Below are 22,097 nucleotides of genomic sequence, written 5' to 3' on the forward strand. Positions count from 1 at the left end.
CCCCCCCCCCCCGCCGCAGTGTCAAACCGACCGCTCAAAAAACGACACCCGGGTAACCCCGGGTGTCTCGAAGTGTGAATCCCCTCACGCCCCTCTCGGCTTAGAGAATTCGTTTGAAGCTGCCCTTGTCAAAGCCATAGATGTCGTTGCGAAAGTGCTGCACTCCCTCACCATCGACCCAGCTGCTCCAGTAGACGGTGAAGACAGGAATGGGATTGGCCAGCGGCATCCAACGGGTGGTGGTCTCCTTGAGCAGCCCCTTGATCTCCTCCATCTTGCGCGGGGTCGGCGCCAGCAGCAGCTCGGCCAGGTGCTCGGCCTTCTCCACCCGCACACAACCCGAGCTCAGGGCACGAGCCCCCTGCTCGAACAGCCCCATCTTGGGGGTCGAGTGCAGGTAGATGGCGTCGTTGTTCGGCAGGTAAAACTTGTAGCGTCCCAGGGCGTTGTGATCACCGGGCTTCTGACGCAGGCGATAGGGGAAACCGGAGGCGATGGCATGGCTCCACCCTTCGGGGGAGAGGACCACAGGATTCCCCTCGCCATCGATCACCTCGAGCTGCTGCTTGGCCAGATAGTCCGGATCCTTGGCCAGCTTGGGCAGTATGTCCTTCTTCATGATGGAGCGGGGCACATGCCAGGCGGGGTTGATCACCACGGAGCGGATCTCGCTGGCCAGGATCGGCGTGGCCCTCAGCTGCTGGCCGACGATGACCCGGCTGGTGAAGATCTCGCTGCCCTTCTCCACCACGCTCAGGCGGTAATCGGGAATATTGACCAGTACATAACGCTGATCGGGCAGGCGATCGACCACGTCCCGTCGCCACAGATTGCGCAGCAGCAGACGGGCTCGGGACTCGGGGTCCGTGTTGAGCCACTGCTGGGTCTGCCGACCGATGACGCCGTCGACGGTCAGCCCATGGCGGGACTGAAACGCCTTGACCGCCTGCAGGGTGTCGCCGCTGTACAACTCCTCTGAGACATGGGAACTGGGCAGATCGCCAAGCTCCACCAGGATCTTGCGGATCTCGGGCAAGGAAGGGGAACTCTCCCCTTCACGCAGAGTAGGGATAACCACACGGGGCCAGTCACCCGCCAGGGGCATGGCCACCAGCTTCTGCACCTCACGGCGCACCGCCTCATACTCGGCAACGGCGGGACGCAGAGCCAGCACCCCATCTTGCAGGCTCTGACCCGGTGCACGGGGCACAGGCTTGGAGAGATCCAGCGTCATGCTGCCAATCTGCTCGCGCGATACGAAGTCGAGACCACGCCAGATCTGCTGGAATCGACTCAGCTTGATGAATGCCTCGTCATAGACGGGGCCTCTGCGCGCCTCCGGCGTGGTGGCCAGCTGCCGCCAGAGGCGGACGAAATCGGGGTGAAGCTGCGCCAAGGCGGCCTCAAACAGCTGCTGTTGCAGCTCCTCACGCGCCTCATCCTCGGCGCCCCAGTTGTGGGAGAGACGCTCTGCCGCCTCGACCACGGGTGATGTCTCATCCGCCAAAGCGGCAGCGGCAGGCCATCCCCCCAACCAGAGCAGATTGAGCAGGGTCAGCCAAAACCTCATTCCCATAGATACCTCAACAACACACAATGGGACCGCGACGGATTCCTGCCGTCACGGTTCGGATCGCAGCGCCTCGGGGACGTAACGATGCAAGAGCGCATCATACTCCGGGCTCGCCATAAAGACAGCCAGCTCCTGATTGAAGCGGGCCACATCAGAGGGACTAAAACGCTGCTTGCTCATCATGAATCGGGCCGGCGTGACAAACACGGGCGCCGCAAAGGGAACTATCTTGCGCAGCAGCCCCTCCTGCTCCAGCGCCCAGCGGGTGGCCAAGGCATCCCCCAGAAAACCGTCTATGCGCCCACGCAGCAACTTGCCGTAATTTTGTGACTCATCCACCAGGGCACTCACCTGATGAGGGTAATGCGCCGCGAGCCGGGCCACCTCCTCACCGTAGTAAAACTCCTTGGTCAGGCCCAGTCTGCGTCCCTCGGCCAACCAGGCGGACAGAGAGGTATAGTCGTGCAGGTCATCTCGCCGAACCCAGAGCAAGGTCTTGCCGGGGCTGTAGGGCTCGGAAAACCAGGCATAACGGGCGCGCTCGTCGGTGATAAAGGCCTCCATGGCGATGCTGAGCTCGCCGAGCTCCAGCTCCTGCAGGTTGCGCTTCCAGGGGCGCTCGACAAAGATCACCTCGCATCCCAGTCGCCTGGCCACCCCTTGCAGTACCTCAACCCCATAGCCTTTCATGGCGTCGTCGGCAGCGCGAAAGTGATAGGGAGGCCACTGGTCATACCCCACCCGCCAGGGGGTGTCGCACAGCGCCCATGCCCGGGGGAGGATGCAGCCCCACAGCAGCATCCATACGACCCCTTTTTTGATGACTCTTACCATCCCTCTCCTCTCCGCCTCCCTGGCCATCCCTGGTAACGCCATCAGGCCAAACTGCGTGTTATCCAGCGCCTCTCAATGACACAATATGTTGGTTAAAGCGCGAGCAAAATTTATTTTTGTGATCCACTATGCTTTTTCCACAAATTGATTAGCATGTGCGCTGAAAGCCCTTGTGGGTATAGAAAGTAACCGAGAGTTGTCATGTACAGAAAAGCCGGCTTCGCCTCTGCCATCCTGGCCCTGAGCGGATTCTATCTCTACACCCTCTACCTGGCCGCCCACCCTCAGGTCAGCCTCTCCTATCGTCTCTATTATATGGAAGGCAAGACCCGCTTCTGGGAACACAACTCCGACATGGTCTACCACGCCGGTAATGAGCTCAACCTGAGCCAACCGAGTCGCTTCCTCTCCCGTGAGGGATGGGCCACCAAGCCGAACGCGGCAGGTACCCAGCTCGAAGGGCAAGGTGGTCTCTATTTCGTGCTGCCCACCCAGCCGGAGGCGCTGACCGTCCTCGCCAAGGTAGACAGCCCCAAGGCCGGCACCCTGATCAAGGTTGCCCTTGGCCACGACTGGAGTACCACGGTCAAGCTGGCCAAAGAGGGCCTCAATGAGGTTCGTCTCAGCCTGCCGGGCAACCTGCTGAGCGCCGATCCCAAACACCCCAACTTCCTGGCCATCTCCACCCCCGAGCCTCTCAACGTCCACTCGGTGCAGATGCAAGTGGCCCAATAAATCCTGTCGGCCTCACGTGTTGAGGCCGACCTACTTCACACTGTTTCATTGAACGTCGCACAATAAGCGTCACTCGCCTCACAATAAGGATATCTTCATGTCGAATACTTCTTTCCGACTCTCCTTGGTCGTGCCCGTCTATAACGAGGAAGAGAGTATCGATGCCTTCATCGCCGCCATCGATGCCGAGCTTGAGCCTCTCAAGGATCAGCTCGAAATCGTCTTCGTCAACGATGGTAGCCGTGACCGTACCCGCGAAGTGGTCGAGCAGGCCATAACCCGCGACCCACGCGTGACCCTGGTTAACCTGGCCCGTAACTTCGGCAAGGAAGCGGCCCTGACTGCTGGCCTGCACCATGCCCAGGGTGACGCCGTGGTCCCGATGGACGTGGATCTGCAAGATCCCCCCGCCCTCATTCTCGAATTTGTGAAGCTGTGGCAGACCGGCGACTATGACACCGTCTACGGCATCCGGGTCGATCGCAGCGCCGACACCCCCATGAAGCGCGTGACCGCCGGTGGCTTCTACCGCTTCTTTAACGCCCTCTCTACCCAGACCAAGCTGCCGGAGAACGCGGGGGACTTCCGTCTCATCGATCGCCGCGTGGTCGAGGCGATCAAGCAGTTGCCGGAACGCAACCGTTTCATGAAGGGGCTGTTCGCCTGGGCAGGCTTCCGCTCGGTCGGCGTCCCCTACGAGCGTCCGGCTCGCCATGCCGGTGAGACCAAGTTTAACTACTGGAAGCTGTGGAACTTCGCCCTCGACGGTCTGCTGAGCTTCTCCAGCTGGCCGCTGCGCGTGTGGAGCTATGTGGGGGTCACCATCTCCCTGTTTGCCTTCCTCTACATCATCAAGATTGTCACCCAGGTGCTCTTCTTCGGTGTCGATGTGCCCGGCTACGCCTCCCTCATGTCGGTGGTGCTGTTCCTCGGTGGCATCCAGCTCATCTCCCTCGGGGTGATCGGCGAATACATAGGTCGCATGTTTGTCGAGGTGAAGCAGCGCCCGGTCTACCTCATCGAGGGGGTCTACGGGGAGTATGCCCGCCGCGCTGCCGAGAAGGATGAGAGCGCCGCATGATCTCCCGTGATGAGTTCTGGCGTCTGGTGCGCTTTGGCTTTGTCGGTGGCGGCGCCACCCTGGTGGATCTGGGCACCTCGTTTGCCCTCTTCCGCCTCTGGCCCGGCATCTCGGAGCACCTGGTAACCACGGCGGCGTTTGGCGTCGCCTTCTGGTTCTCCTTCTTCGGTCATCGCTACATCACCTTCCAGAAGCAGGGTGCCGCCAGCAAGTTTCTGTTGGTCGCCCTCTTCTCTCTGGCGGTGCGTAACGTGATCCTCAGCGCCCTGTTGTGGGGCGGTCTGGCCGGCCTGCTGCCGGTGGTGATCGCAACCCTGACCGTGACCATACTGACCTATCTTCTCTCCCGAATCTGGGTATTTGCCTGATGAGTACTAGTGTACCTATGGGGCCCTACCGCCCCTCGCTGCGACTCAGCCCCCAGGACTGGTGGCTGGTGATCGCCGCCTTCCTGCTGAGCCGCATCGCCCTCTACGGGCTGGCCTACGCCGGCGTCCAGCTCTATGGAAATCCGGACCTGGGCCCCTTCCAGGCCTATTGTCAGTTCGACTGCGTCTGGTTCATGCGCATCATAGAGAACGGCTACGATCTCTATCCGCGCTGGCTGAGCAAGGGCAATGCCGCCAACTGGGCCTTCATGCCCCTCTATCCCATGCTGAGCAGCCTGGTCTCCGACCTGCTCGGGGGCGACACCCTGACCGCCCTGATGATAGTGGCCAACATCGCCTTCTTCCTCACGCTGCCCGCCATGCTGTTGGTGCTGCGCCAGCTCAAGCTCGGCGAGGGCAGTGCCCGTTTCGGGGTCTGGCTGCTCGCCTTCTCCCCCTTCTCGGCCTACTTCGTCTCGGGCTATACCGAACCCATGTTCATGCTCTTCATGCTGCTCATGTTCCTGTTTGCCTACCGGCAGCAGTGGATCCTGGTCGGCCTGATCGGGATCCTCATCTCCGGCACCCGCAACCTCGGTGTCATGATGGTCTTCCCTGTGCTGATTTTGGCCCTGCAGGCGTACGGCTGGCGCGAGTTCTTCCGCTTCACCGAGAATGCCTTCAAGGTGGTGCTCGCCCTCTGGTTGATCCCGCTTGGCCTGTTTGCCTACATGTTCTATCTCTACCACCTGACCGGCGATGCCTTCGCCTTCAAGCACATTCAGGTGGCCTGGGGACGGGGCATGGATAACCCCATCGACTGGTGGCTGAGTGGCTTCGAGCTGGGCGGGCGCAAGATGTACCTCTCCATCATGGTGATGTTTGGCTGGGCACTGAACCTGTGGCTGCTGAGTCAAAAACGCTGGGCCGAGGCGGCGCTGATGTTCATCTGCTGCACCATCCCCCTGATGACGGGCCTCAACGCCATACCGCGCTACATGTTCGGCCTCTACCCGACCCTGCTGGCGATCGTGCTCATCACGGATCGCTGGCCGGCAATGCGCCCCGCCGTGCTGGCCGTGAGCGGCATGGTGGCCTCCTTCATCGCGGTTGCCTTCGTCAACGCCAAATTCTTTACGGTCTAAATCGAAACGGGGTCCTTGCGGCCCCGTTTTTTTATATCCCCTTGAAACCGTTGTCATTTCAAGGCGGCTCACAGTTCCGCATCCTGCCTGTCCCCCCTTGCCTTTGGCCTGCCTAGAATGGGCGCAATCCCGTTTATCGCCTGCTCAAAGGATGGTCTATGCGCCCCTCACTCACCCCGCTCTGCCTGGCCCTGCTGACGGCCCTGCCCGCCGCAACTCATGCCGAGACGCCTCTCTTTCTGACCATGGACGGCACTCAGGTTGCCACTCCGTTTAAGGGGGGCAAGCTGGTTCACGCCCTGGCCAAGGGCAGCTACCGCATCCAGATTGCCGATGCCGGGCGCAGCTGTGGCAGCACCTATGGCCCGAGCCAGAGTGCCCCGCTCCCGTTCGGCACGGTTCAAGCCATGAGCGACTGCGCCAAGGATCAGAGCTTCACGCTGCGGGTCATGCTGCCCGGGGAGTATGAGTTCACCTTCGATCAGGAGCACGCCACCCTCAAGGTGCTGCGCGCCACCAAGAAGACGGTCGTCAAGCGCACCCCACCCGAGGTCACCTGCGGTAAGTGGGACGGGGGACCGGTGACCGTCTCTCTGAAGGGGGTATGGCCAGAGGGCACCCGGCTGCGGGATGCCTACTCCGGCCAGGAGGGGGTCGTACAAGGGGGCAAGCTCACCCTGACCCCGTCGGCCAGCAGCGAGGGCGTGCTGTTGCTCGAGCCGGTCAAACAGGCGGCGAAGGCCCCCTTCAGCTGGGATCAGGCCAGCGTCTACTTCCTCTTGACCGACCGTTTCCACAACGGTGACCCGGGCAACGACCACAGCTTCGGCCGCCAGAAAGATGGCAAGGACGAGGTGGCCACCTGGCACGGCGGCGACTTCAAGGGGCTGACCGAGAAGCTCGACTACATCAAGAGCCTCGGCATGAACGCCATCTGGATCACCCCCATGGTGGAGCAGGTCCACGGCTTCATCGGCGGCGGCGAGCAGGGGAGCTTCCCCTTCTACGCCTACCACGGCTATTGGGCCCTCGACTTCACCCAGATAGATCCCAACTACGGGGATGAGGAGAGCCTGCGCACCCTGGTGGACGAGGCCCACAAACGCGGCATTCGGGTCATTCTGGACGTGGTGATGAACCACGCCGGTTACGCCACCCTAGGGGACCTGCAGGATCTTGGCCTCTCCTCCCTCACTGAGCAAAGTGGCAAGCTGCCGGAGCGCTGGAACAGCTGGACCCCGAGTGGCGGCCTCAACTGGCATGGCTACAACCAGTTCATCAACTACCAGTCCAATGACTGGAGCAAGTGGTGGGGAGCCGACTGGGTGCGGGCCGATCTGCCCGGTTATCCCAAGCCAGGTAGCGACGACGTGCAAGGATCGGTGGCCGGGCTGCCCGATTTTCTCACCGAATCCACCAAGGCGGTGGATCTGCCCGAGTTTCTCAAGCACAAGGCCGACACCCGCGCCAAATTTATCCCCGATGCGAGCGTGAGCGACTATCTCATCGCCTGGCACACCGACTGGGTGCGCCGCTTTGGCATTGACGGCTTCAGAGGCGATACGGTCAAACACCTGGAGCCCGCCGTCTGGGCCAAGCTGAAACAGGCGGGCAGCGCGGCGCTCAAGGAGTGGAAAGCGGCCAACCCCGACAAGAAGATCGACGATCTCCCCTTCTATCTGGTCGGTGAGGTGTGGGATCACGGAGTGAGCAAGGATCTCTGGTACGACAACGGCTTCGACTCTGTCATCAACTTCGACTACCAGAGAGAAGGGGCCCTCACTCACGCCCAGTGCATGAGCCAGGCCGAGGAGACCTATGCCTCCTATGCCAAGCGCATCAACGGCGATCCAGACTTCAACGTGCTGAGCTACATCTCCTCCCACGACACCAAGCTCTTCTTCGGGGATTATCAGGATGTGGGTCTGCAGAAGCGGGTCGCCAACAGCTTCCTGCTACTGCCGGGCGGGGTACAGGTCTACTACGGGGACGAATCGGGCCGAGGTCTGGCCAAGGATGGGGGCGTGTTCGATCAGGCCCTGCGCGCCGACATGAACTGGGGCGAACTCGGCCAGGGTGAGAAGGCGGGCCTGCTGCGCCACTGGCAGAAGCTCGGCCAGTTCCGTGCCACGCATCCGGCCATCGCCGCCGGCAGCCACCAAAAGCTCTCAGACGCGCCCTACGCCTTCGTGCGAGAGAAGGGAGAAGATAAGGTGGTGGTGGTCTTCGCCGGCCGCTCATAAGCCAGGAGGGGCTCGTGGGCCCCTCTCTCAGGCAGATACACAACCAGCAGACATAAAAAAAGCCGCCCGATGGGCGGCTTTCTCATGAGCGGGCCTTATTCGGCGGCCGGCTCTTCGGCAGCAGCGGCAGGAGCCGCAGGTGCGACTTCAGCGGCCGGAGCAGCGGCGTCGGCGTTGGCTTCCTTGATGGAGAGGCGTACACGACCCTGACGGTCCACTTCCAGTACCTTCACCTTGACCATGTCACCGATGTTCAGGTAGTCGGCCACGTTCTGCACGCGCTCTTCGGTGATCTGGGAGATGTGTACCAGACCATCCTTGCCCGGCAGGATGTTGACGAAGGCGCCGAAGTCGGCCAGACGAACAACCTTACCTTCGTAGATACGGCCTACTTCCACCTCGGCGGTGATGGCTTCGATACGACGGATAGCTTCCTTGGCGGCGTCGCCATCCACGGCGGCGATGCGTACGGTACCGTCGTCATCCAGCTCGATGTTGGTGCCGGTCTCTTCGGTCAGGGCACGGATCACAGAGCCACCCTTACCGATGACGTCCTTGATCTTCTCCGGGTTGATCTTGATGGTGTGGATACGCGGGGCGAAATCGGAGATCTCGTCGCGCGGGGCGTTGATAGCCTGGTCCATCACTTTCAGGATGTGCAGACGAGCGTCGCGCGCCTGCTTCAGGGCGATCTCCATGATCTCCTTGGTGATGCCTTCGATCTTGATGTCCATCTGCAGGGCGGTCACGCCCTCGGTGGTACCGGCAACCTTGAAGTCCATGTCACCCAGGTGATCTTCGTCACCCAGGATGTCGGACAGCACGACGAAGCCGTCTTCTTCCTTCACCAGACCCATGGCGATACCGGCAACGGAGGCCTTGATCGGCACACCGGCATCCATCAGGGCCAGGGAGGTACCACAGACGGAGGCCATGGAGGAGGAGCCGTTGGACTCGGTGATTTCAGACACAACGCGCACCACGTACGGGAACTCGTCGGCACTCGGCATTACGGCGGCAACGCCACGCTTGGCCAGACGACCGTGGCCGATTTCGCGGCGCTTGGGGCTGCCCATCATGCCGGTCTCGCCGACGCAGTAGGGCGGGAAGTTGTAGTGCAGCATGAAGCGATCGGCGCGGTTGCCGGTCAGCTCGTCGATGTTCTGGGCATCGCGCTCGGTACCCAGGGTGGCGACGACCAGAGCCTGAGTCTCACCACGGGTGAACAGGGCGGAGCCGTGGGTACGCGGCAGCACGCCGGTGGCCACGTTCAGGGCACGCACCATGTGCGGGTCACGACCGTCGATACGCGGCTCGCCACGAACCACACGACCACGGACGATGCGGCTTTCCAGGTTGTGGAACTCTTCGCCGATCTTCTTCGGATCCAGGGTCTCGTCGGCGGCGATCAGCTGCTCGATGACACGTTGCTTGATGCCACCGATGGTCTCGTAACGTACGGCCTTCTCGGTGATACGGTAGGCTTCGCCGAGCTCGGCGGTGGCCAGCTCGGCAACCTTGTCCTTCAGGGCCTGGTTAACGGCCGGAGCCACCCAGTTCCACGGCTTGGCACCGGCTTCGGCGGCGAATTCGTTGATGGCAGCGATGACGGTCTGCATCTGCTCGTGGCCATAGACCACGGCGCCCAGCATGACGTCTTCCGGCAGCACGGAGGCCTCGGATTCCACCATCAGCACGGCGCTGGCGGTACCGGCAACGACCAGATCCAGCTGGCTAGTTTCCAGCTCCTTCATGGTCGGGTTCAGCAGGTACTGACCGTTCATGTAACCGACGCGGGCTGCGCCGATCGGGCCGTTGAAAGGAATGCCGGAAACGGCCAGAGCGGCGGAGGCGCCGATCATGGCAACGATGTCCGGAGACACCTGCGGGTTCACGGACATCACGGTGGCTACTACCTGAACCTCATTGAGGAAGCCTTCCGGGAACAGCGGACGGATCGGGCGGTCGATCAGACGGGCGATCAGGGTCTCGCCTTCGCTCGGACGGCCTTCACGACGGAAGAAACCACCCGGGATACGACCGGCGGCGTAGGTACGCTCCTGATAGTTGACGGTGAGCGGGAAGAAGTCGCGGCCGGAGTCGGCCTCCTTCTTGCCCACCACGGTGACGAACACGCAGGTGTCGTCCATGCTGACCATGACCGCGCCGGTGGCCTGGCGGGCCATCATGCCGGTTTCGAGAGTGACGGTGTGTTGACCGTACTGGAATGACTTAACGGTAGGATTCACGTGAATTTCCTTTTATCAATTTGGCCTTTCAAATTCGCGCACAAGTATACTTGATTCGAATTAAAAGGTAAGCGGGGCAACCGGGGGCTTGTGCGTGCAGCAACGAAAAAAGGGGAACCTTGCGGTTCCCCTTTTTGCGTGAAATCTTGCCGTCGATTAGCGACGCAGACCCAGCTTGGCGATCAGAGCGGCGTAACGCTCGGAATCTTTGCGCTTCAGGTAGTCCAGCAGCTTACGACGCTGGGAAACCATGCGCAGCAGACCGCGACGACCGTGGTGGTCTTTGGCGTGCTGCTTGAAGTGGCCTTGCAGGTGGTTGATCTGAGCGGTCAGCAGGGCAACCTGAACTTCCGGGGAACCGGTGTCGTTGGCGCCACGAGCGTGTTCGGCTACGATTTGAGCCTTGATTTCAGCGTTTAGAGACATGAGTCTACTCCAGCTAAGAGTGTTTAAAGGTTCACAGCCGATCTCTAATTCAGCCGTGAAATGAGGGCGGTATCATACCATCTTTGCCACGCTTGGCAACGCTGCATGACACCTGCCGGGTATTACTCTTCGTCACCACCGAGGCGAACCAGACGACGGGGAGCCACACGGCCATCGTCGTCGATTTCGCCGACGCCGATGAACTCACGCTCCGGCCCGACCGTCATGCGTACCTGACCGCTCTGCGGGGCGCCCGCCACCTGGACCGCTTGGCCCTGGTTGACGTAGGCGGCCACGGCCGGCAGCAGGTTGACCTCGGGCAGGGAGGCCACGGCGGTATCCATCGGCAGCAGCAGCGGATCCAGATGCTCGCGCGGCGGCACTGTCTGGGCGCGGGCATGCTCCAGGATGCACTCGAGCTGCTCCAGGGTCAGCATTCGATCGTACGGATAGCTGGCCACCTGGGTGCGACGCAAGGCGGTGACGTGGGCGCCACAGCCGAGCAGCTCGCCGAGATCGTCCACCAGAGAGCGGATGTAGGTGCCCTTGCTGCAGTGCACCTCCATCTTGATCTCGTCCCCTTCCACGCTGATGAGCTTGAGCTCATAGATGGTGATGGGGCGAGCCTCGCGCTCGATGACGATGCCTTCGCGGGCATACTCATAGAGCGGACGACCGTTGTGCTTGAGCGCCGAGTACATGGACGGCACCTGCATGATGGGGCCGCGGAACTTGTCCAGCGCCTCTATGATGTCACCGGTGGCGACATTGACCGGACGCTCACTGACCACTTCCCCGTCCGCATCGCTGGTATTGGTGCGCACGCCGAGCTTGGCGGTCACCTGATAACGCTTGTCGGCGTCCAGCAGGAACTGGGAGAACTTGGTCGCCTCGCCGAGGCAGATGGGCAGCATGCCGGTCGCCAGGGGATCCAGGGCACCGGTGTGGCCCGCCTTGGCGGCGTTATAGATACGCTTGACCTTCTGCAACACATCGTTGGAGGTCAGGCCGGTCGGCTTGTCGAGCAGCAGGATGCCGTGTACCTCACGGCCCTTGAAACGACGTCTACGAGACATCTCAGGCGTTATCCTCAGTTGTGTCATCCGCCACATCGTCTTCACGACCGGATTCGGCCATGCGACGCTTGTCCTCACGGATGGTGTTGGTCACCAGGTTGGACATGCGCATCCCTTCCACCAACGTCTCGTCGTAGAAGAAGCGCAGCTCGGGCACCACGCGCAGACGCATGGCGCTGCCCAGCAGGCTGCGGATGTAGCCGGCGGCTTCGCCGAGGGCGGTCAGGGCCTCCTTGATGCGCTCGGGATCGTTGTCGAGCTGCAGGAAGGTGACATATACCTTGGCATAGTTAAGGTCACGGGAGACCTCTACGTCAGAGACGGTCACCATGCCAAAACGCGGGTCTTTCACCTCACGTTGCAGGATCAGCGCGATTTCACGCTGGATCTGCTGTCCGACCCGACGGGTCCGACTGAATTCTCTCGCCATGTTTTTACACCTGCGATAAAGGGGGGCCGCAGCCCCCCATCTTGAACCTTCGAATTACAGAGAGCGCTTGATTTCCACGGTCTCGTACACTTCGATCTGGTCGCCGACACGGACGTCGTTGTAGTTCTTCACCGCGATGCCGCACTCGTAGCCGTTCTTGACTTCGTTGACGTCATCCTTGAAGCGACGCAGGGACTCCAGCTCGCCTTCATAGATAACCACGTTGTCACGCAGCACACGGATACGGTTGGAGCGCTTGACCACGCCCTCGGTGACCATACAACCGGCAACGGCACCGAACTTGGGCGACTTGAACACGTCGCGCACTTCGGCCAGACCGATGATCTCCTGCTTGTACTCCGGTGCCAGCATGCCGCTCATGGCCTGCTTCACTTCGTCGATCAGATCATAGATGACGGAGTAGTAGCGCAGATCCAGGCTCTCGGCCTCGATCACCTTACGGGCAGAGGCGTCGGCACGGACGTTGAAGCCCACCAGGATGGCGCTGGACGCGGCCGCCAGGGTGGCGTCGGTCTCGGTGATACCACCGACACCGGAGCCGACGATCTTCACCTTCACCTCGTCGGTGGAGAGCTTGACCAGGGCGTCGCAGATCGCTTCCACGGAGCCTTGTACGTCGGCCTTCATGACCACGTTCACTTCGGAGACTTCGCCTTCGGTCATGTTGGCGAACATGTTCTCCAGCTTGGCCTTCTGCTGGCGAGCCAGCTTGACTTCGCGGAACTTGCCCTGACGGTAGAGAGCCACTTCACGGGCCTTCTTCTCGTCACGCACGACGGTGGCTTCGTCACCGGCAGAGGGAACACCGGAGAGACCCAGGATTTCCACCGGCAGGGACGGACCGGCTTCTTTGATCTCTTTGCCCAGCTCGTCGCGCATGGCGCGCACACGGCCGTACTCGAGACCACACAGCACGATGTCACCCTGACGCAGGGTACCTTCCTGCACCAGTACGGTGGCAACCGGACCACGACCCTTATCGAGGAAGGATTCGATGACCACGCCGTTGGCCATGCCGTCAACCACGGCCTTCAGCTCCAGTACTTCGGACTGGACCAGAATGGCTTCCAGCAGGTCGTCGATGCCCTGACCAGACTTGGCAGAGACGTGCACGAACTGGCAGTCACCGCCCCAGTCTTCGGACATGACGTCGTAACGGGCCAGTTCGGTCTTGACGCGATCCGGATCCGCTTCGGGCTTGTCGATCTTGTTGACCGCCACAACCAGCGGCACACCGGCCGCCTTGGCGTGCTGGATGGCTTCGATGGTCTGCGGCATCACGCCGTCGTCCGCCGCAACGACCAGGACCACGATGTCGGTCGCCTTGGCACCACGAGCACGCATGGAGGTAAACGCCGCGTGACCCGGGGTATCCAGGAAGGTGATCATGCCACTTTCGGTCTTAACGTGGTAAGCACCGATGTGCTGGGTGATACCACCGGCTTCGCCTGCGGCAACCTTGGCCTTACGGATGTAGTCCAGCAGGGAGGTCTTACCGTGGTCAACGTGACCCATGATGGTCACGACCGGCGCGCGCGGCTTGGCTTCGGAGGTCTCGTCACGATCGGACAGCACCGCCTCTTCCAGTTCGTTCTCACGACGCAGCACCACCTTGTGACCCATCTCCTCGGCGACCAGCTGAGCGGTCTCCTGGTCGATCACCTGGTTGATGGTGGCCATGGCCCCCATCTTCATCATCACCTTGATGACTTCAACGCCCTTGACGGCCATCTTGTTGGCCAGCTCGGCCACAGTGATGGTCTCGCCGATGATGACGTCACGGTTGACGGCCGCAGCCGGCTTGTTAAAGCCGTGCTTCATGGCGTTCGGGGTAGCCATCTTGCCACGCTTGCCCTTGCGAGCGCGCGGGTTGCGATCGTCGCGGTCGTCGTCGCGGCGGCCGGTTTTCTTCGGCCCCTTGGCGGCGGCGGCGCTACGGCGACGGCTCTCTTCCTTGCTGTCCTGCTCGTCTTCGGCGGCGCGGGCATGCATGGAGGTAGTGACGTGATAGTCACCGCTCTCGGTGGCACGCTTGGCCTCTTCCTCGGCCCAACGGGCCGCATTCTCTTCAGCCATCAGGCGGGCTTCTTCCGCCTTCTTGGCTGCCAGTTCTTCCGCCTTCTGAAGGGCGGTCGCTTCTTGTTGGCGCTTCAGTTCTTCTGCTTCGCGCTTGGCCATCTTCTCTGCCTCTTGCTGAGCTTTGCTATCGGCTGCGTTCGCTGGCTGCTGTTGAGCCTGGCGAGCCTTCTTCTCTGCCTCGATACGCGCCTTTTCCTCAGCTTCCAGGCGAGCCTGCTCAGCCACACGGCGAGCCTTCTCTTCCGCCTCGTTGCGAGCCTTTTCATCGGCCTCGCGACGAGCCTTCTCTTCCGCTTCCAAACGCGCTTTTTCTTCGGCTTCCTGACGCTGTTCGTCTTCCAGCGCCGAGCGTCTTACATAGGTGCGAGACTTGCGCACCTCAACCTGCACTTCCTTGCTCTTGCCGCCAGTACCCGGAACACTCAGGGTGCTCTTGGTCTTGCGCTGCAAAGTCATGCGGGCAGGGGCGGCACTCGCCTCTTCACCGTGTTGCTTCTTCAGATGAGCCAGCAGAGTCTGTTTCTCAGAGTCGCTGACCATGTCATCGGCCTTGCTCTTGTCGATACCGGCCGCAGCAAATTGCTGGAGAAGACGATCAACCGGCGTGTCGATGTCAGTGGCAAGTTGTTTTACTGATACGTCTGCCATTCATATACCTCCGTTGATCTCGTACTTAGGACTGCTCTCCGAACCAGCAGATGTTGCGAGCAGCCATGATCAGCTCACCAGCCTTCTCGGCGGTCAGCCCTTCAATATCAGCCAGGTCGTCGATGCCTTGCTCGGCCAGGTCTTCCAGGGTGCCGATACCACGGCCCGCCAGGGCGTAGCCGACGGCAGTGGAGAGCCCTTCCAGAGCCAGCAGCTCTTCGCTCGGCTCGACGGCTTCTTTAGACTCTTCGCTGGCCAGGGCCTTGGTGGTCAGGGCTGCCTTGGCACGGCTACGCAGCTCTTCGACCATGTCTTCATCCAGACCGTCGATGGCGAGCAGCTCGTTAACCGGTACATAGGCGATCTCCTCCAGGGTGGAGAAGCCCTCTTCCATCAGCATTTCGGCGAAATCGTCATCGATATCGAGGGTGCTGGTGAAGAGGTTCATGATGCGGTCGTTCTCGGCCTGGTGCTTGGTACGCATGTCCTCTACGGTCATGACGTTAAGCTCCCAACCGGTCAGCTGGGAAGCCAGACGCACGTTCTGACCGTTACGGCCGATGGCCTGGGCCAGGTTGGCGGCTTCCACGGCGATGTCCATGGTATGGTTATCTTCATCGACGATGATGGAGGCCACATCGGCCGGCGCCATGGCGTTGATCACATACTGGGCCGGGTTGTCATCGTACAGGACGATGTCGGCACGCTCGCCACCGAGCTCGGCAGAGACGGCCTGCACACGGGCACCGCGCATGCCGATACAGGCACCGATAGGATCGATGCGGCGATCGTTGGTCTTCACCGCGATCTTGGCGCGGGAACCCGGGTCACGGGCGGCGCCCATGATTTGAATCATCTCTTCGCCGATCTCCGGCACTTCGATGCGGAACAGCTCTTTGAGGAAGTCGGGGCTGGAGCGGCTGACAAACAGCTGGGAGCCACGAGCCTCGGGACGAACGGCGTAGAGCAGGCCACGAACGCGGTCACCCGGACGGAAGGTCTCGCGCGGCAGCATGTCGTCGCGGAAGATCACGGCTTCGGCGTTGCTACCGAGATCCAGCACCACGTTGTCGCGGTTGCTCTTCTTGACCACACCGCTGATGATGGTGCCTTCCTTGTCCTTGAACTGCTCAACGACTTGGGAACGCTCGGCCTCGCGCACTTTCTGCACGATCACCTGTTTGGCAGTCTGGGTGGTGATACGGTCGAAGGTGACGGATTCGATCTGATCCTCGACATATTCCCCCACCTGGATCTCGGGTTCTTCGACCTGAGCGGCTTCCAGGGTGATCTCGGCGTACGGGTTTTCCATCTCGGCCTGGTCGGCAATGACTTTCCAGCGGCGGAAGGTGTCGAAATCCCCGGTCTTGCGATCGATGGCGACACGCACTTCGATCTCGCCTTCGTACTTCTTCTTGGTCGCGGTGGCCAGGGCAGTCTCCAGCGCCTGGAAGATCTTCTCACGGGGAACGGCCTTCTCGTTGGATACGGCGTCAACGACCAGCAAAATCTCTTTATTCATGTGGAAAAGCCTCGTTAACCAAAGTGCGGAACTATGTTGGCCTTCTGGATGTTGGTGAAAGCCAGCACTTCGTCCTTACCATCTACCGTCAAGGTGATCATATCGCCCTCGACAGCCTTGATTACGCCTTTGAACTTGCGGCGGTTATTTGTTGCCATCCGAAGCGTTACCGCCGCCTCCTGGCCAATGTATTTCTCGAAATGGGCGACCTTGAAAAGGAGTCGATCAAGCCCAGGTGAAGAAACCTCGAGGTAATACTCCTCGCTGATGGGGTCTTCCACATCGAGCAGAGCCCCCGCCTGATAACTCACCTCGGCGCAGTTTTCGACAGAAACCCCATTCTCGCTGTCAATGTAGACACGCAAGGTGGAGTGCTTGCCGGCGCGCACAAACTCGATGCCCCACAACTCGAAGCCCAAGGCCTGGATCGGCGCCTCGAGCAGCTCGGTCAAACGTTGTTCCAACGTAGCCAAAGTCACCCTCCGAAAAACAAAAAAAGGGCATAAAGCCCAGGTCTGATCTATTCAGCGTAAAACGCACATAACAAAAAGCCCCGATATCAAATCGGGGCTTGGCGCTTTACCCTGATTGTCGCCTCGCAGCGACCGCATCCTGAGCAAAGGGATGCGTGAAATTTGGTTGCGGGGGCCGGATTTGAACCGACGACCTTCGGGTTATGAGCCCGACGAGCTACCAGGCTGCTCCACCCCGCGTCCGAAATCGTGCGAGATTATAGCCACATCAAAACTTAGCTTCAAGATTTGACTGGCTTCCTCAACCCTCAGGCTGAGGTCACTTCAATTGGTGCCGTGGGCGGGACTCGAACCCGCACACCCTAGGGCACTACCCCCTCAAGATAGCGTGTCTACCAATTTCACCACCACGGCATAAACTCTTAGTTGGGCACGTCAGCGTCTTTCTTTACCGGCGCTTCAGTTTTCTCAACCTGCTGAGGTTGTTGCAGGTTTTCCCAATCACCACCCTGTTTCACCTTGTGAGTAGACATGTTGCCGAGCACCAAGCTAATCACGAAAAACACGGTAGCCAAAATCGCAGTTGTACGGGTCAGGAAGTTGCCTGAACCTGATGAGCCGAAGATGGTATTCGACGCACCGGAGCCAAAAGAGGCACCCATATCAGCTCCCTTACCTTGCTGAACCATCACCAGACCAATCAGAGCCAGCGACACCAACAGATAAAGAACCAGCAGAATTTCGTACATTTCACTTACCTTTTAGCAAGGAGGGTCACCGCCCTACCAGGTTTTCAACGCCTCGTCGCTTACTCGCGGCAGGCTTGAATCCTCACTCCCTTGCGAAAGCGAGGCTGATAATATCGACCACCTACTTCACTGACAAGCACTTTTTTGAAGTTTTTGAATCGTTTGAACAAGATACAATCAAGGCGACTAAAAAGCCGCCTTGATTGATGATTAGATAGCCGATTTAACCCGTTCGGCAATCCGCTCTGCCATCACGCGCACCTGATCTTCGTGCTCGCCTTCCACCATGACGCGGATCAGTGGCTCGGTGCCCGACTTGCGCAGCAGCACACGACCGCGTCCAGCCAGCTCCTGTTCGACCAAGGTGACTTCGCCTTGTACCGCCTCGGAAGAGAGCGGATCTTGCCCTTCCCCATAACGCACATTAATCAAGATTTGTGGGAACTTGGACATGCCGGAGCGCAGCTTGGCCAGGGGCATTTCGGCGGCACGCATGGCCCCCAGCACCTGCAGGGCAGCCACGATACCGTCACCCGTGGTGGTCTGGTCGAGGCAGATGATGTGACCTGAGTTCTCGCCTCCGATACGCCACCCCCTCTCCTCCATCATCTCGAGGACATAGCGATCCCCGACCTTGGCACGAGCAAACGGAATGCCGAGGGTCTGCAGCGCCAGCTCGAGGCCCATGTTGGCCATCAGGGTGCCGACCACACCGCCTTTGAGGCGGCCATTACGCAGGGCATCACGGGCGATGATGTAGAGGATCTCGTCCCCGTCGATGATGTAACCCGTATGATCGACCATCACCAGGCGATCACCGTCACCGTCGAAGGCGACGCCAAGATCGGCCTTGCTCTCGATCACCTTGGCCGCAAGCGCCTCTGGCGCGGTGGAGCCGACGCCGTCATTGATATTGAGACCGTTAGGCTCACAGCCCATGGCGATCACCTCGGCCCCCAGCTCGCGAAACACGGACGGCGCGATGTGATAGGTTGCCCCGTGGCCACAGTCCACCACGATGCGCAGCCCATCCAGACTCAGCTTGGAGGGGAAGGTGCTCTTGCAAAACTCGATGTAACGACCGGCGGCATCCTCGATTCGTACCGCCTTGCCCAGCAGGGCCGAGTCGACACAGGTGAGGGGATGATCCAGCTCGGCCTCGATAGCCAGCTCCACCTCGTCGGGTAGCTTGGTGCCATCGGCGGAGAAGAACTTGATGCCGTTGTCGTAATAGGGGTTGTGGGAAGCGCTGATGACGATCCCCGCCTCGGCGCGGAAGGTGCGAGTCAGATAGGCAACGGCAGGCGTTGGCATGGGGCCGAGCAGCGTCGCCTTGAGGCCAGCTGCGGAGAGTCCCGCCTCCAACGCCGCCTCCAGCATATAACCGGAGATGCGGGTGTCCTTGCCGATCAATACCTTTTTGGTCCCTTTCTTGGAAAGCACCTTACCGGCCGCCCACCCCAGCTTCATCACAAACTCGGGTGTGATCGGATAGTCACCTACCTTCCCGCGCACGCCATCGGTGCCAAAATATTTTCTTGCCATTATTGTTGTACTCGTCTTACTCAAAATAGAAATCGCGGCCCGTCATGGTCATCCAGGCCACCCGCAGGGCATCCAGGGTCGGTTGCACATCATGCACACGGATGATGCGAGCCCCCTTCTGCATACCCAGAATGGCACAGGCCAGACTACCAGGAAGACGCTCCGGAACAGGGCGCTCAAGCAGGTTGCCTATCATAGACTTTCTCGACATGCCCACCAAGAGAGGTAGCCCCAGGGCGAGCAACTCATCTTGTCTCGCCAGCAACTGGTAATTGTGTTCGAGGCTCTTGCCAAATCCATAACCGGGGTCGAGCAGCAGGCTAGCCCTTGGCATCCCGGCATCGAGGCAGGCCGAGATACGGGCGTTAAAGAAGTCGGCCACCTCCCCCAGTAGATCCGCGTAATGAGGAGCCTGTTGCATGGTGCGCGGCTGCCCCTGCATATGCATGAGGCAGACGGGCACATCAGCTTCGGCCGCCGCCACCAGCGCGCCCGGCTCCTGCAAGGCGCGCACATCGTTGATAAGGTGGGCACCGGCACGGCAACCCTCACGCATCACGACGGCCTTGGATGTGTCGAGGGAAATCATCACCTCCAGCTCCCGGCTCAGCCGCTCCACTACCGGGATGACGCGGTCGAGCTCCTCCTGCTCGCTGACATCGGGTGCGCCGGGGCGGGTCGACTCACCACCGACATCGATCAGGGTGGCGCCTTGGGCGACCATCTCACGGGCGTGAGCCAGGGCCATGTCCAGATGATGCCAGCGTCCACCATCGGAAAATGAATCCGGCGTCACATTGAGGATGCCCATCACATGCGGGCGCTCGAGGGAGAGGCTCATGCCCTTGCTTTCCAGCAACATACGACTCCTTCTGTAGATTCAGGAAAAAGAAAACCCCGGGCAAGCCCGGGGTTTGTGGTGTGCGACTTACTGGGCCGGCAGATCGTTGGCCTTGTTGATGTCCGCATCCGGCTTGGCGCTCTCTTGCGCGACAGGTGCGGCATCGGCAGGCGCCCCTCCCTGGGGAGTATCGCCATGCTCATCGTGCCAGTTGCTGGGAGCGCGGACCTCACGACGCGCCATCAGATCGTCGATCTGCTTGGCATCGATGGTCTCGTACTTCATCAGGGCATCCTTCATGGAGTGCAGGATATCCATGTTATCGACCAGCATCTGCTTGGCACGATCGTAGTTACGATCGATGACCTGCTTGACCTCGGCATCGATGATGCGAGCGGTATCGTCGGACATGTGTTTGGCCTTGGCCATGCTGCGACCGAGGAACACTTCACCTTCCTCCTCGGCATAGAGCATGGGACCGAGACGCTCGGACATGCCCCACTGGGTCACCATCTTGCGAGCGATCTCGGTGGCGCGTTCGATGTCGTTGGAGGCGCCGGTGGACACCTTCTCGGCACCGTAGATCAGCTCTTCCGCCAGACGGCCGCCATACAGGCTGGAGATCATGGACTCCAGATGCTGCTTGGAGTGGCTCCAGCGATCCTGCTCCGGCAGATACATGGTCACACCGAGCGCGCGGCCACGGGGAATGATGGAAACCTTGTAGACAGGATCGTGATCCGGCACCAGGCGACCTATGATGGCATGGCCTGCCTCGTGGTAGGCGGTCATCTCCTTCTCAGACTCCTTCATGACCATAGAGCGGCGCTCGGCGCCCATCATGATCTTGTCCTTGGCTTTTTCAAACTCGGCCATGGAGACCACACGGCGGTTCTCACGGGCGGAGAAGAGGGCAGCCTCGTTCACCAGGTTGGCCAGATCGGCACCGGAGAAGCCGGGGGTACCACGGGCGATCAGGGCCGGGTTGACGTCATCGGCCAACGGCACCTTACGCATGTGCACCTTGAGGATCTGTTCACGACCACGCACATCCGGCAGGCCTACCACGACCTGGCGGTCGAAGCGGCCGGGACGCAGCAGCGCCGGGTCCAGCACGTCCGGACGGTTGGTCGCGGCGATGACGATGATGCCTTCGTTGCCTTCGAAGCCGTCCATCTCAACCAGCATCTGGTTCAGGGTCTGCTCACGCTCATCGTGTCCACCGCCGAGACCAGCGCCACGCTGGCGACCAACCGCATCGATCTCATCGATGAAGATGATGCAGGGGGCAGACTTCTTGGCCTGATCAAACATGTCGCGGACACGGGATGCACCCACACCGACAAACATCTCGACGAAGTCGGAGCCCGAGATGGTGAAGAAGGGCACCTTGGCCTCACCGGCGATGGCTTTGGCCAGCAGGGTCTTACCGGTACCGGGAGGACCGACCATCAAGACGCCGGTCGGGATCTTGCCGCCCAGCTTCTGGAATTTGCTGGGATCGCGCAGGTAATCGACCAGCTCCTTGACCTCTTCCTTCGCCTCGTCACAGCCCGCGACATCGGCAAAGGTGGTCTTGATCTGATCTTCACCCATCAGGCGCGCTTTGCTCTTGCCAAACGACATGGCGCCCTTGCCACCACCGCCCTGCATCTGACGCATGAAGAATACCCAGACCCCGATCAGCAACAGCATGGGGAACCAGGAGATGAAGATAGAGGTGATGAGGGAAGGTTCTTCGGGTTTGACACCCTCAACCTTCACATTGTGATTGATGAGGTCGTTGAGCAGTTGATCGTCCTGAGCCGGTATCACGGTCAGGAAGCGCTCACCACTGCGCTTGACCCCGTTGATGACCTTGCCGTCAATCCGCACTTCACGGATCTGCTCCTGGGTCACTTCCTTGACGAAACTGGTGTAATCCAGCTGTCGCCCGGCGGTATCACTGGGGCTGAAGCTGTTGAACACCGACATCAATACGACGGCGATAACCAGCCACAGGATTAAATTTTTCGCCATGTCACTCAAATCCGTAACCTCGCAGACTGACAGTTAACGA

General features: G+C 60.5%; 18 protein-coding genes and 2 tRNA genes. 5 read left to right on the top strand and 15 right to left on the bottom strand.

What is annotated here, in order from left to right:
• Nucleotides 1–100 precede the first annotated feature (100 nt).
• Both BN1121_RS03010 and BN1121_RS03015 read right to left on the bottom strand, forming a co-directional pair.
• On the bottom strand, nucleotides 101–1,576 hold the full coding sequence (locus BN1121_RS03010; protein WP_043157096.1) for a L,D-transpeptidase family protein: 1,476 nt from the start codon (nucleotides 1,574–1,576) through the stop codon (nucleotides 101–103).
• Nucleotides 1,577–1,621: 45 nt separating this feature from the next.
• The gene (locus tag BN1121_RS03015) at nucleotides 1,622–2,407 is read right to left on the bottom strand and encodes a substrate-binding periplasmic protein (RefSeq protein ID WP_231552990.1); all 786 of its coding nucleotides are present in this window, start codon (nucleotides 2,405–2,407) and stop codon (nucleotides 1,622–1,624) included.
• Nucleotides 2,408–2,608: 201 nt separating this feature from the next.
• On the opposite strand from BN1121_RS03015, the gene BN1121_RS03020 reads away from it, so the two are divergent.
• From BN1121_RS03020 to BN1121_RS03040, 5 genes are all read left to right on the top strand, one after another.
• Nucleotides 2,609–3,142 carry a hypothetical protein gene (locus tag BN1121_RS03020; RefSeq protein ID WP_005347443.1) on the top strand — a complete coding sequence of 178 codons (534 nt, stop codon included), beginning with the start codon at nucleotides 2,609–2,611 and terminating at the stop codon, nucleotides 3,140–3,142.
• A gap of 97 nt (nucleotides 3,143–3,239) precedes the next feature.
• Entirely contained in the window at nucleotides 3,240–4,223 is a 984-nt protein-coding gene (locus BN1121_RS03025) for a glycosyltransferase family 2 protein (RefSeq protein ID WP_005347446.1), read from the top strand.
• Nucleotides 4,220–4,591, top strand: a complete 372-nt coding sequence (locus BN1121_RS03030) for a GtrA family protein (protein ID WP_005347449.1) — start codon at nucleotides 4,220–4,222, stop codon at nucleotides 4,589–4,591. The genes BN1121_RS03025 and BN1121_RS03030 overlap by 4 nt, the downstream gene beginning before the upstream one ends.
• Nucleotides 4,591–5,736 (top strand): membrane protein, encoded by a 1,146-nt coding sequence (locus BN1121_RS03035; protein WP_043157097.1) that lies wholly within the window; start codon nucleotides 4,591–4,593, stop codon nucleotides 5,734–5,736. Before BN1121_RS03030 ends, BN1121_RS03035 begins: the two co-directional genes overlap by 1 nt.
• Before the next feature lie 158 nt (nucleotides 5,737–5,894).
• Nucleotides 5,895–7,979 carry an alpha-amylase gene (locus BN1121_RS03040; RefSeq protein WP_005347455.1) on the top strand — a complete coding sequence of 695 codons (2,085 nt, stop codon included), beginning with the start codon at nucleotides 5,895–5,897 and terminating at the stop codon, nucleotides 7,977–7,979.
• 95 nt (nucleotides 7,980–8,074) lie between these two features.
• Here the strand turns inward: BN1121_RS03040 and pnp are convergent, their stop codons facing one another.
• From pnp to ftsH, 13 genes are all read right to left on the bottom strand, one after another.
• Complete coding sequence (pnp, locus tag BN1121_RS03045) at nucleotides 8,075–10,228, bottom strand: polyribonucleotide nucleotidyltransferase (RefSeq protein WP_005347480.1); 2,154 nt, start codon at nucleotides 10,226–10,228, stop codon at nucleotides 8,075–8,077.
• Nucleotides 10,229–10,384: 156 nt separating this feature from the next.
• A complete protein-coding gene (gene rpsO, locus BN1121_RS03050) occupies nucleotides 10,385–10,654 on the bottom strand; it encodes a 30S ribosomal protein S15 (protein WP_005347484.1) in 270 nt (89 codons plus the stop codon).
• 122 nt (nucleotides 10,655–10,776) lie between these two features.
• Nucleotides 10,777–11,730 carry a tRNA pseudouridine(55) synthase TruB gene (truB, locus tag BN1121_RS03055; protein WP_005347487.1) on the bottom strand — a complete coding sequence of 318 codons (954 nt, stop codon included), beginning with the start codon at nucleotides 11,728–11,730 and terminating at the stop codon, nucleotides 10,777–10,779.
• 1 nt (nucleotide 11,731) lies between these two features.
• On the bottom strand, nucleotides 11,732–12,160 hold the full coding sequence (gene rbfA / locus BN1121_RS03060) for a 30S ribosome-binding factor RbfA (RefSeq protein WP_005347492.1): 429 nt from the start codon (nucleotides 12,158–12,160) through the stop codon (nucleotides 11,732–11,734).
• 54 nt (nucleotides 12,161–12,214) lie between these two features.
• Nucleotides 12,215–14,908 (bottom strand): translation initiation factor IF-2, encoded by a 2,694-nt coding sequence (gene infB, locus BN1121_RS03065; RefSeq protein WP_005347495.1) that lies wholly within the window; start codon nucleotides 14,906–14,908, stop codon nucleotides 12,215–12,217.
• Between the two features lie 25 nt (nucleotides 14,909–14,933).
• A complete protein-coding gene (gene nusA / locus BN1121_RS03070) occupies nucleotides 14,934–16,430 on the bottom strand; it encodes a transcription termination factor NusA (protein ID WP_005347498.1) in 1,497 nt (498 codons plus the stop codon).
• Nucleotides 16,431–16,444: 14 nt separating this feature from the next.
• Nucleotides 16,445–16,903 carry a ribosome maturation factor RimP gene (gene rimP, locus BN1121_RS03075; RefSeq protein WP_005347502.1) on the bottom strand — a complete coding sequence of 153 codons (459 nt, stop codon included), beginning with the start codon at nucleotides 16,901–16,903 and terminating at the stop codon, nucleotides 16,445–16,447.
• 163 nt (nucleotides 16,904–17,066) lie between these two features.
• Nucleotides 17,067–17,143, bottom strand: a tRNA-Met gene (locus tag BN1121_RS03080).
• A gap of 89 nt (nucleotides 17,144–17,232) precedes the next feature.
• Nucleotides 17,233–17,317, bottom strand: a tRNA-Leu gene (locus BN1121_RS03085).
• A gap of 8 nt (nucleotides 17,318–17,325) precedes the next feature.
• Nucleotides 17,326–17,652, bottom strand: a complete 327-nt coding sequence (gene secG, locus BN1121_RS03090; protein ID WP_005347504.1) for a preprotein translocase subunit SecG — start codon at nucleotides 17,650–17,652, stop codon at nucleotides 17,326–17,328.
• A gap of 210 nt (nucleotides 17,653–17,862) precedes the next feature.
• Nucleotides 17,863–19,197, bottom strand: a complete 1,335-nt coding sequence (gene glmM, locus BN1121_RS03095) for a phosphoglucosamine mutase (RefSeq protein ID WP_005347507.1) — start codon at nucleotides 19,195–19,197, stop codon at nucleotides 17,863–17,865.
• 16 nt (nucleotides 19,198–19,213) lie between these two features.
• A complete protein-coding gene (gene folP, locus BN1121_RS03100) occupies nucleotides 19,214–20,059 on the bottom strand; it encodes a dihydropteroate synthase (RefSeq protein ID WP_005347512.1) in 846 nt (281 codons plus the stop codon).
• A gap of 66 nt (nucleotides 20,060–20,125) precedes the next feature.
• Complete coding sequence (gene ftsH, locus BN1121_RS03105; RefSeq protein WP_005347515.1) at nucleotides 20,126–22,066, bottom strand: ATP-dependent zinc metalloprotease FtsH; 1,941 nt, start codon at nucleotides 22,064–22,066, stop codon at nucleotides 20,126–20,128.
• Nucleotides 22,067–22,097: the final 31 nt, after the last annotated feature.

The organism is Aeromonas diversa CDC 2478-85 (assembly GCF_000819805.1).
Taxonomy (GTDB): Bacteria; Pseudomonadota; Gammaproteobacteria; order Enterobacterales; family Aeromonadaceae; genus Aeromonas; species Aeromonas diversa.

Coding starts and splice junctions, on each gene's coding strand:
- BN1121_RS03030 (WP_005347449.1), top strand. CDS start 4,220: ATGATCTCCCGTGATGAGTTCTGGCGTCTGGTGCGCTTTGGCTTTGTC.
- folP (WP_005347512.1), bottom strand. CDS start 20,059: ATGTTGCTGGAAAGCAAGGGCATGAGCCTCTCCCTCGAGCGCCCGCAT.
- BN1121_RS03035 (WP_043157097.1), top strand. CDS start 4,591: ATGAGTACTAGTGTACCTATGGGGCCCTACCGCCCCTCGCTGCGACTC.
- infB (WP_005347495.1), bottom strand. CDS start 14,908: ATGGCAGACGTATCAGTAAAACAACTTGCCACTGACATCGACACGCCG.
- rpsO (WP_005347484.1), bottom strand. CDS start 10,654: ATGTCTCTAAACGCTGAAATCAAGGCTCAAATCGTAGCCGAACACGCT.
- BN1121_RS03020 (WP_005347443.1), top strand. CDS start 2,609: ATGTACAGAAAAGCCGGCTTCGCCTCTGCCATCCTGGCCCTGAGCGGA.
- secG (WP_005347504.1), bottom strand. CDS start 17,652: ATGTACGAAATTCTGCTGGTTCTTTATCTGTTGGTGTCGCTGGCTCTG.
- glmM (WP_005347507.1), bottom strand. CDS start 19,197: ATGGCAAGAAAATATTTTGGCACCGATGGCGTGCGCGGGAAGGTAGGT.
- truB (WP_005347487.1), bottom strand. CDS start 11,730: ATGTCTCGTAGACGTCGTTTCAAGGGCCGTGAGGTACACGGCATCCTG.
- rbfA (WP_005347492.1), bottom strand. CDS start 12,160: ATGGCGAGAGAATTCAGTCGGACCCGTCGGGTCGGACAGCAGATCCAG.
- BN1121_RS03010 (WP_043157096.1), bottom strand. CDS start 1,576: ATGGGAATGAGGTTTTGGCTGACCCTGCTCAATCTGCTCTGGTTGGGG.
- BN1121_RS03015 (WP_231552990.1), bottom strand. CDS start 2,407: ATGGTAAGAGTCATCAAAAAAGGGGTCGTATGGATGCTGCTGTGGGGC.
- nusA (WP_005347498.1), bottom strand. CDS start 16,430: ATGAATAAAGAGATTTTGCTGGTCGTTGACGCCGTATCCAACGAGAAG.
- BN1121_RS03040 (WP_005347455.1), top strand. CDS start 5,895: ATGCGCCCCTCACTCACCCCGCTCTGCCTGGCCCTGCTGACGGCCCTG.
- BN1121_RS03025 (WP_005347446.1), top strand. CDS start 3,240: ATGTCGAATACTTCTTTCCGACTCTCCTTGGTCGTGCCCGTCTATAAC.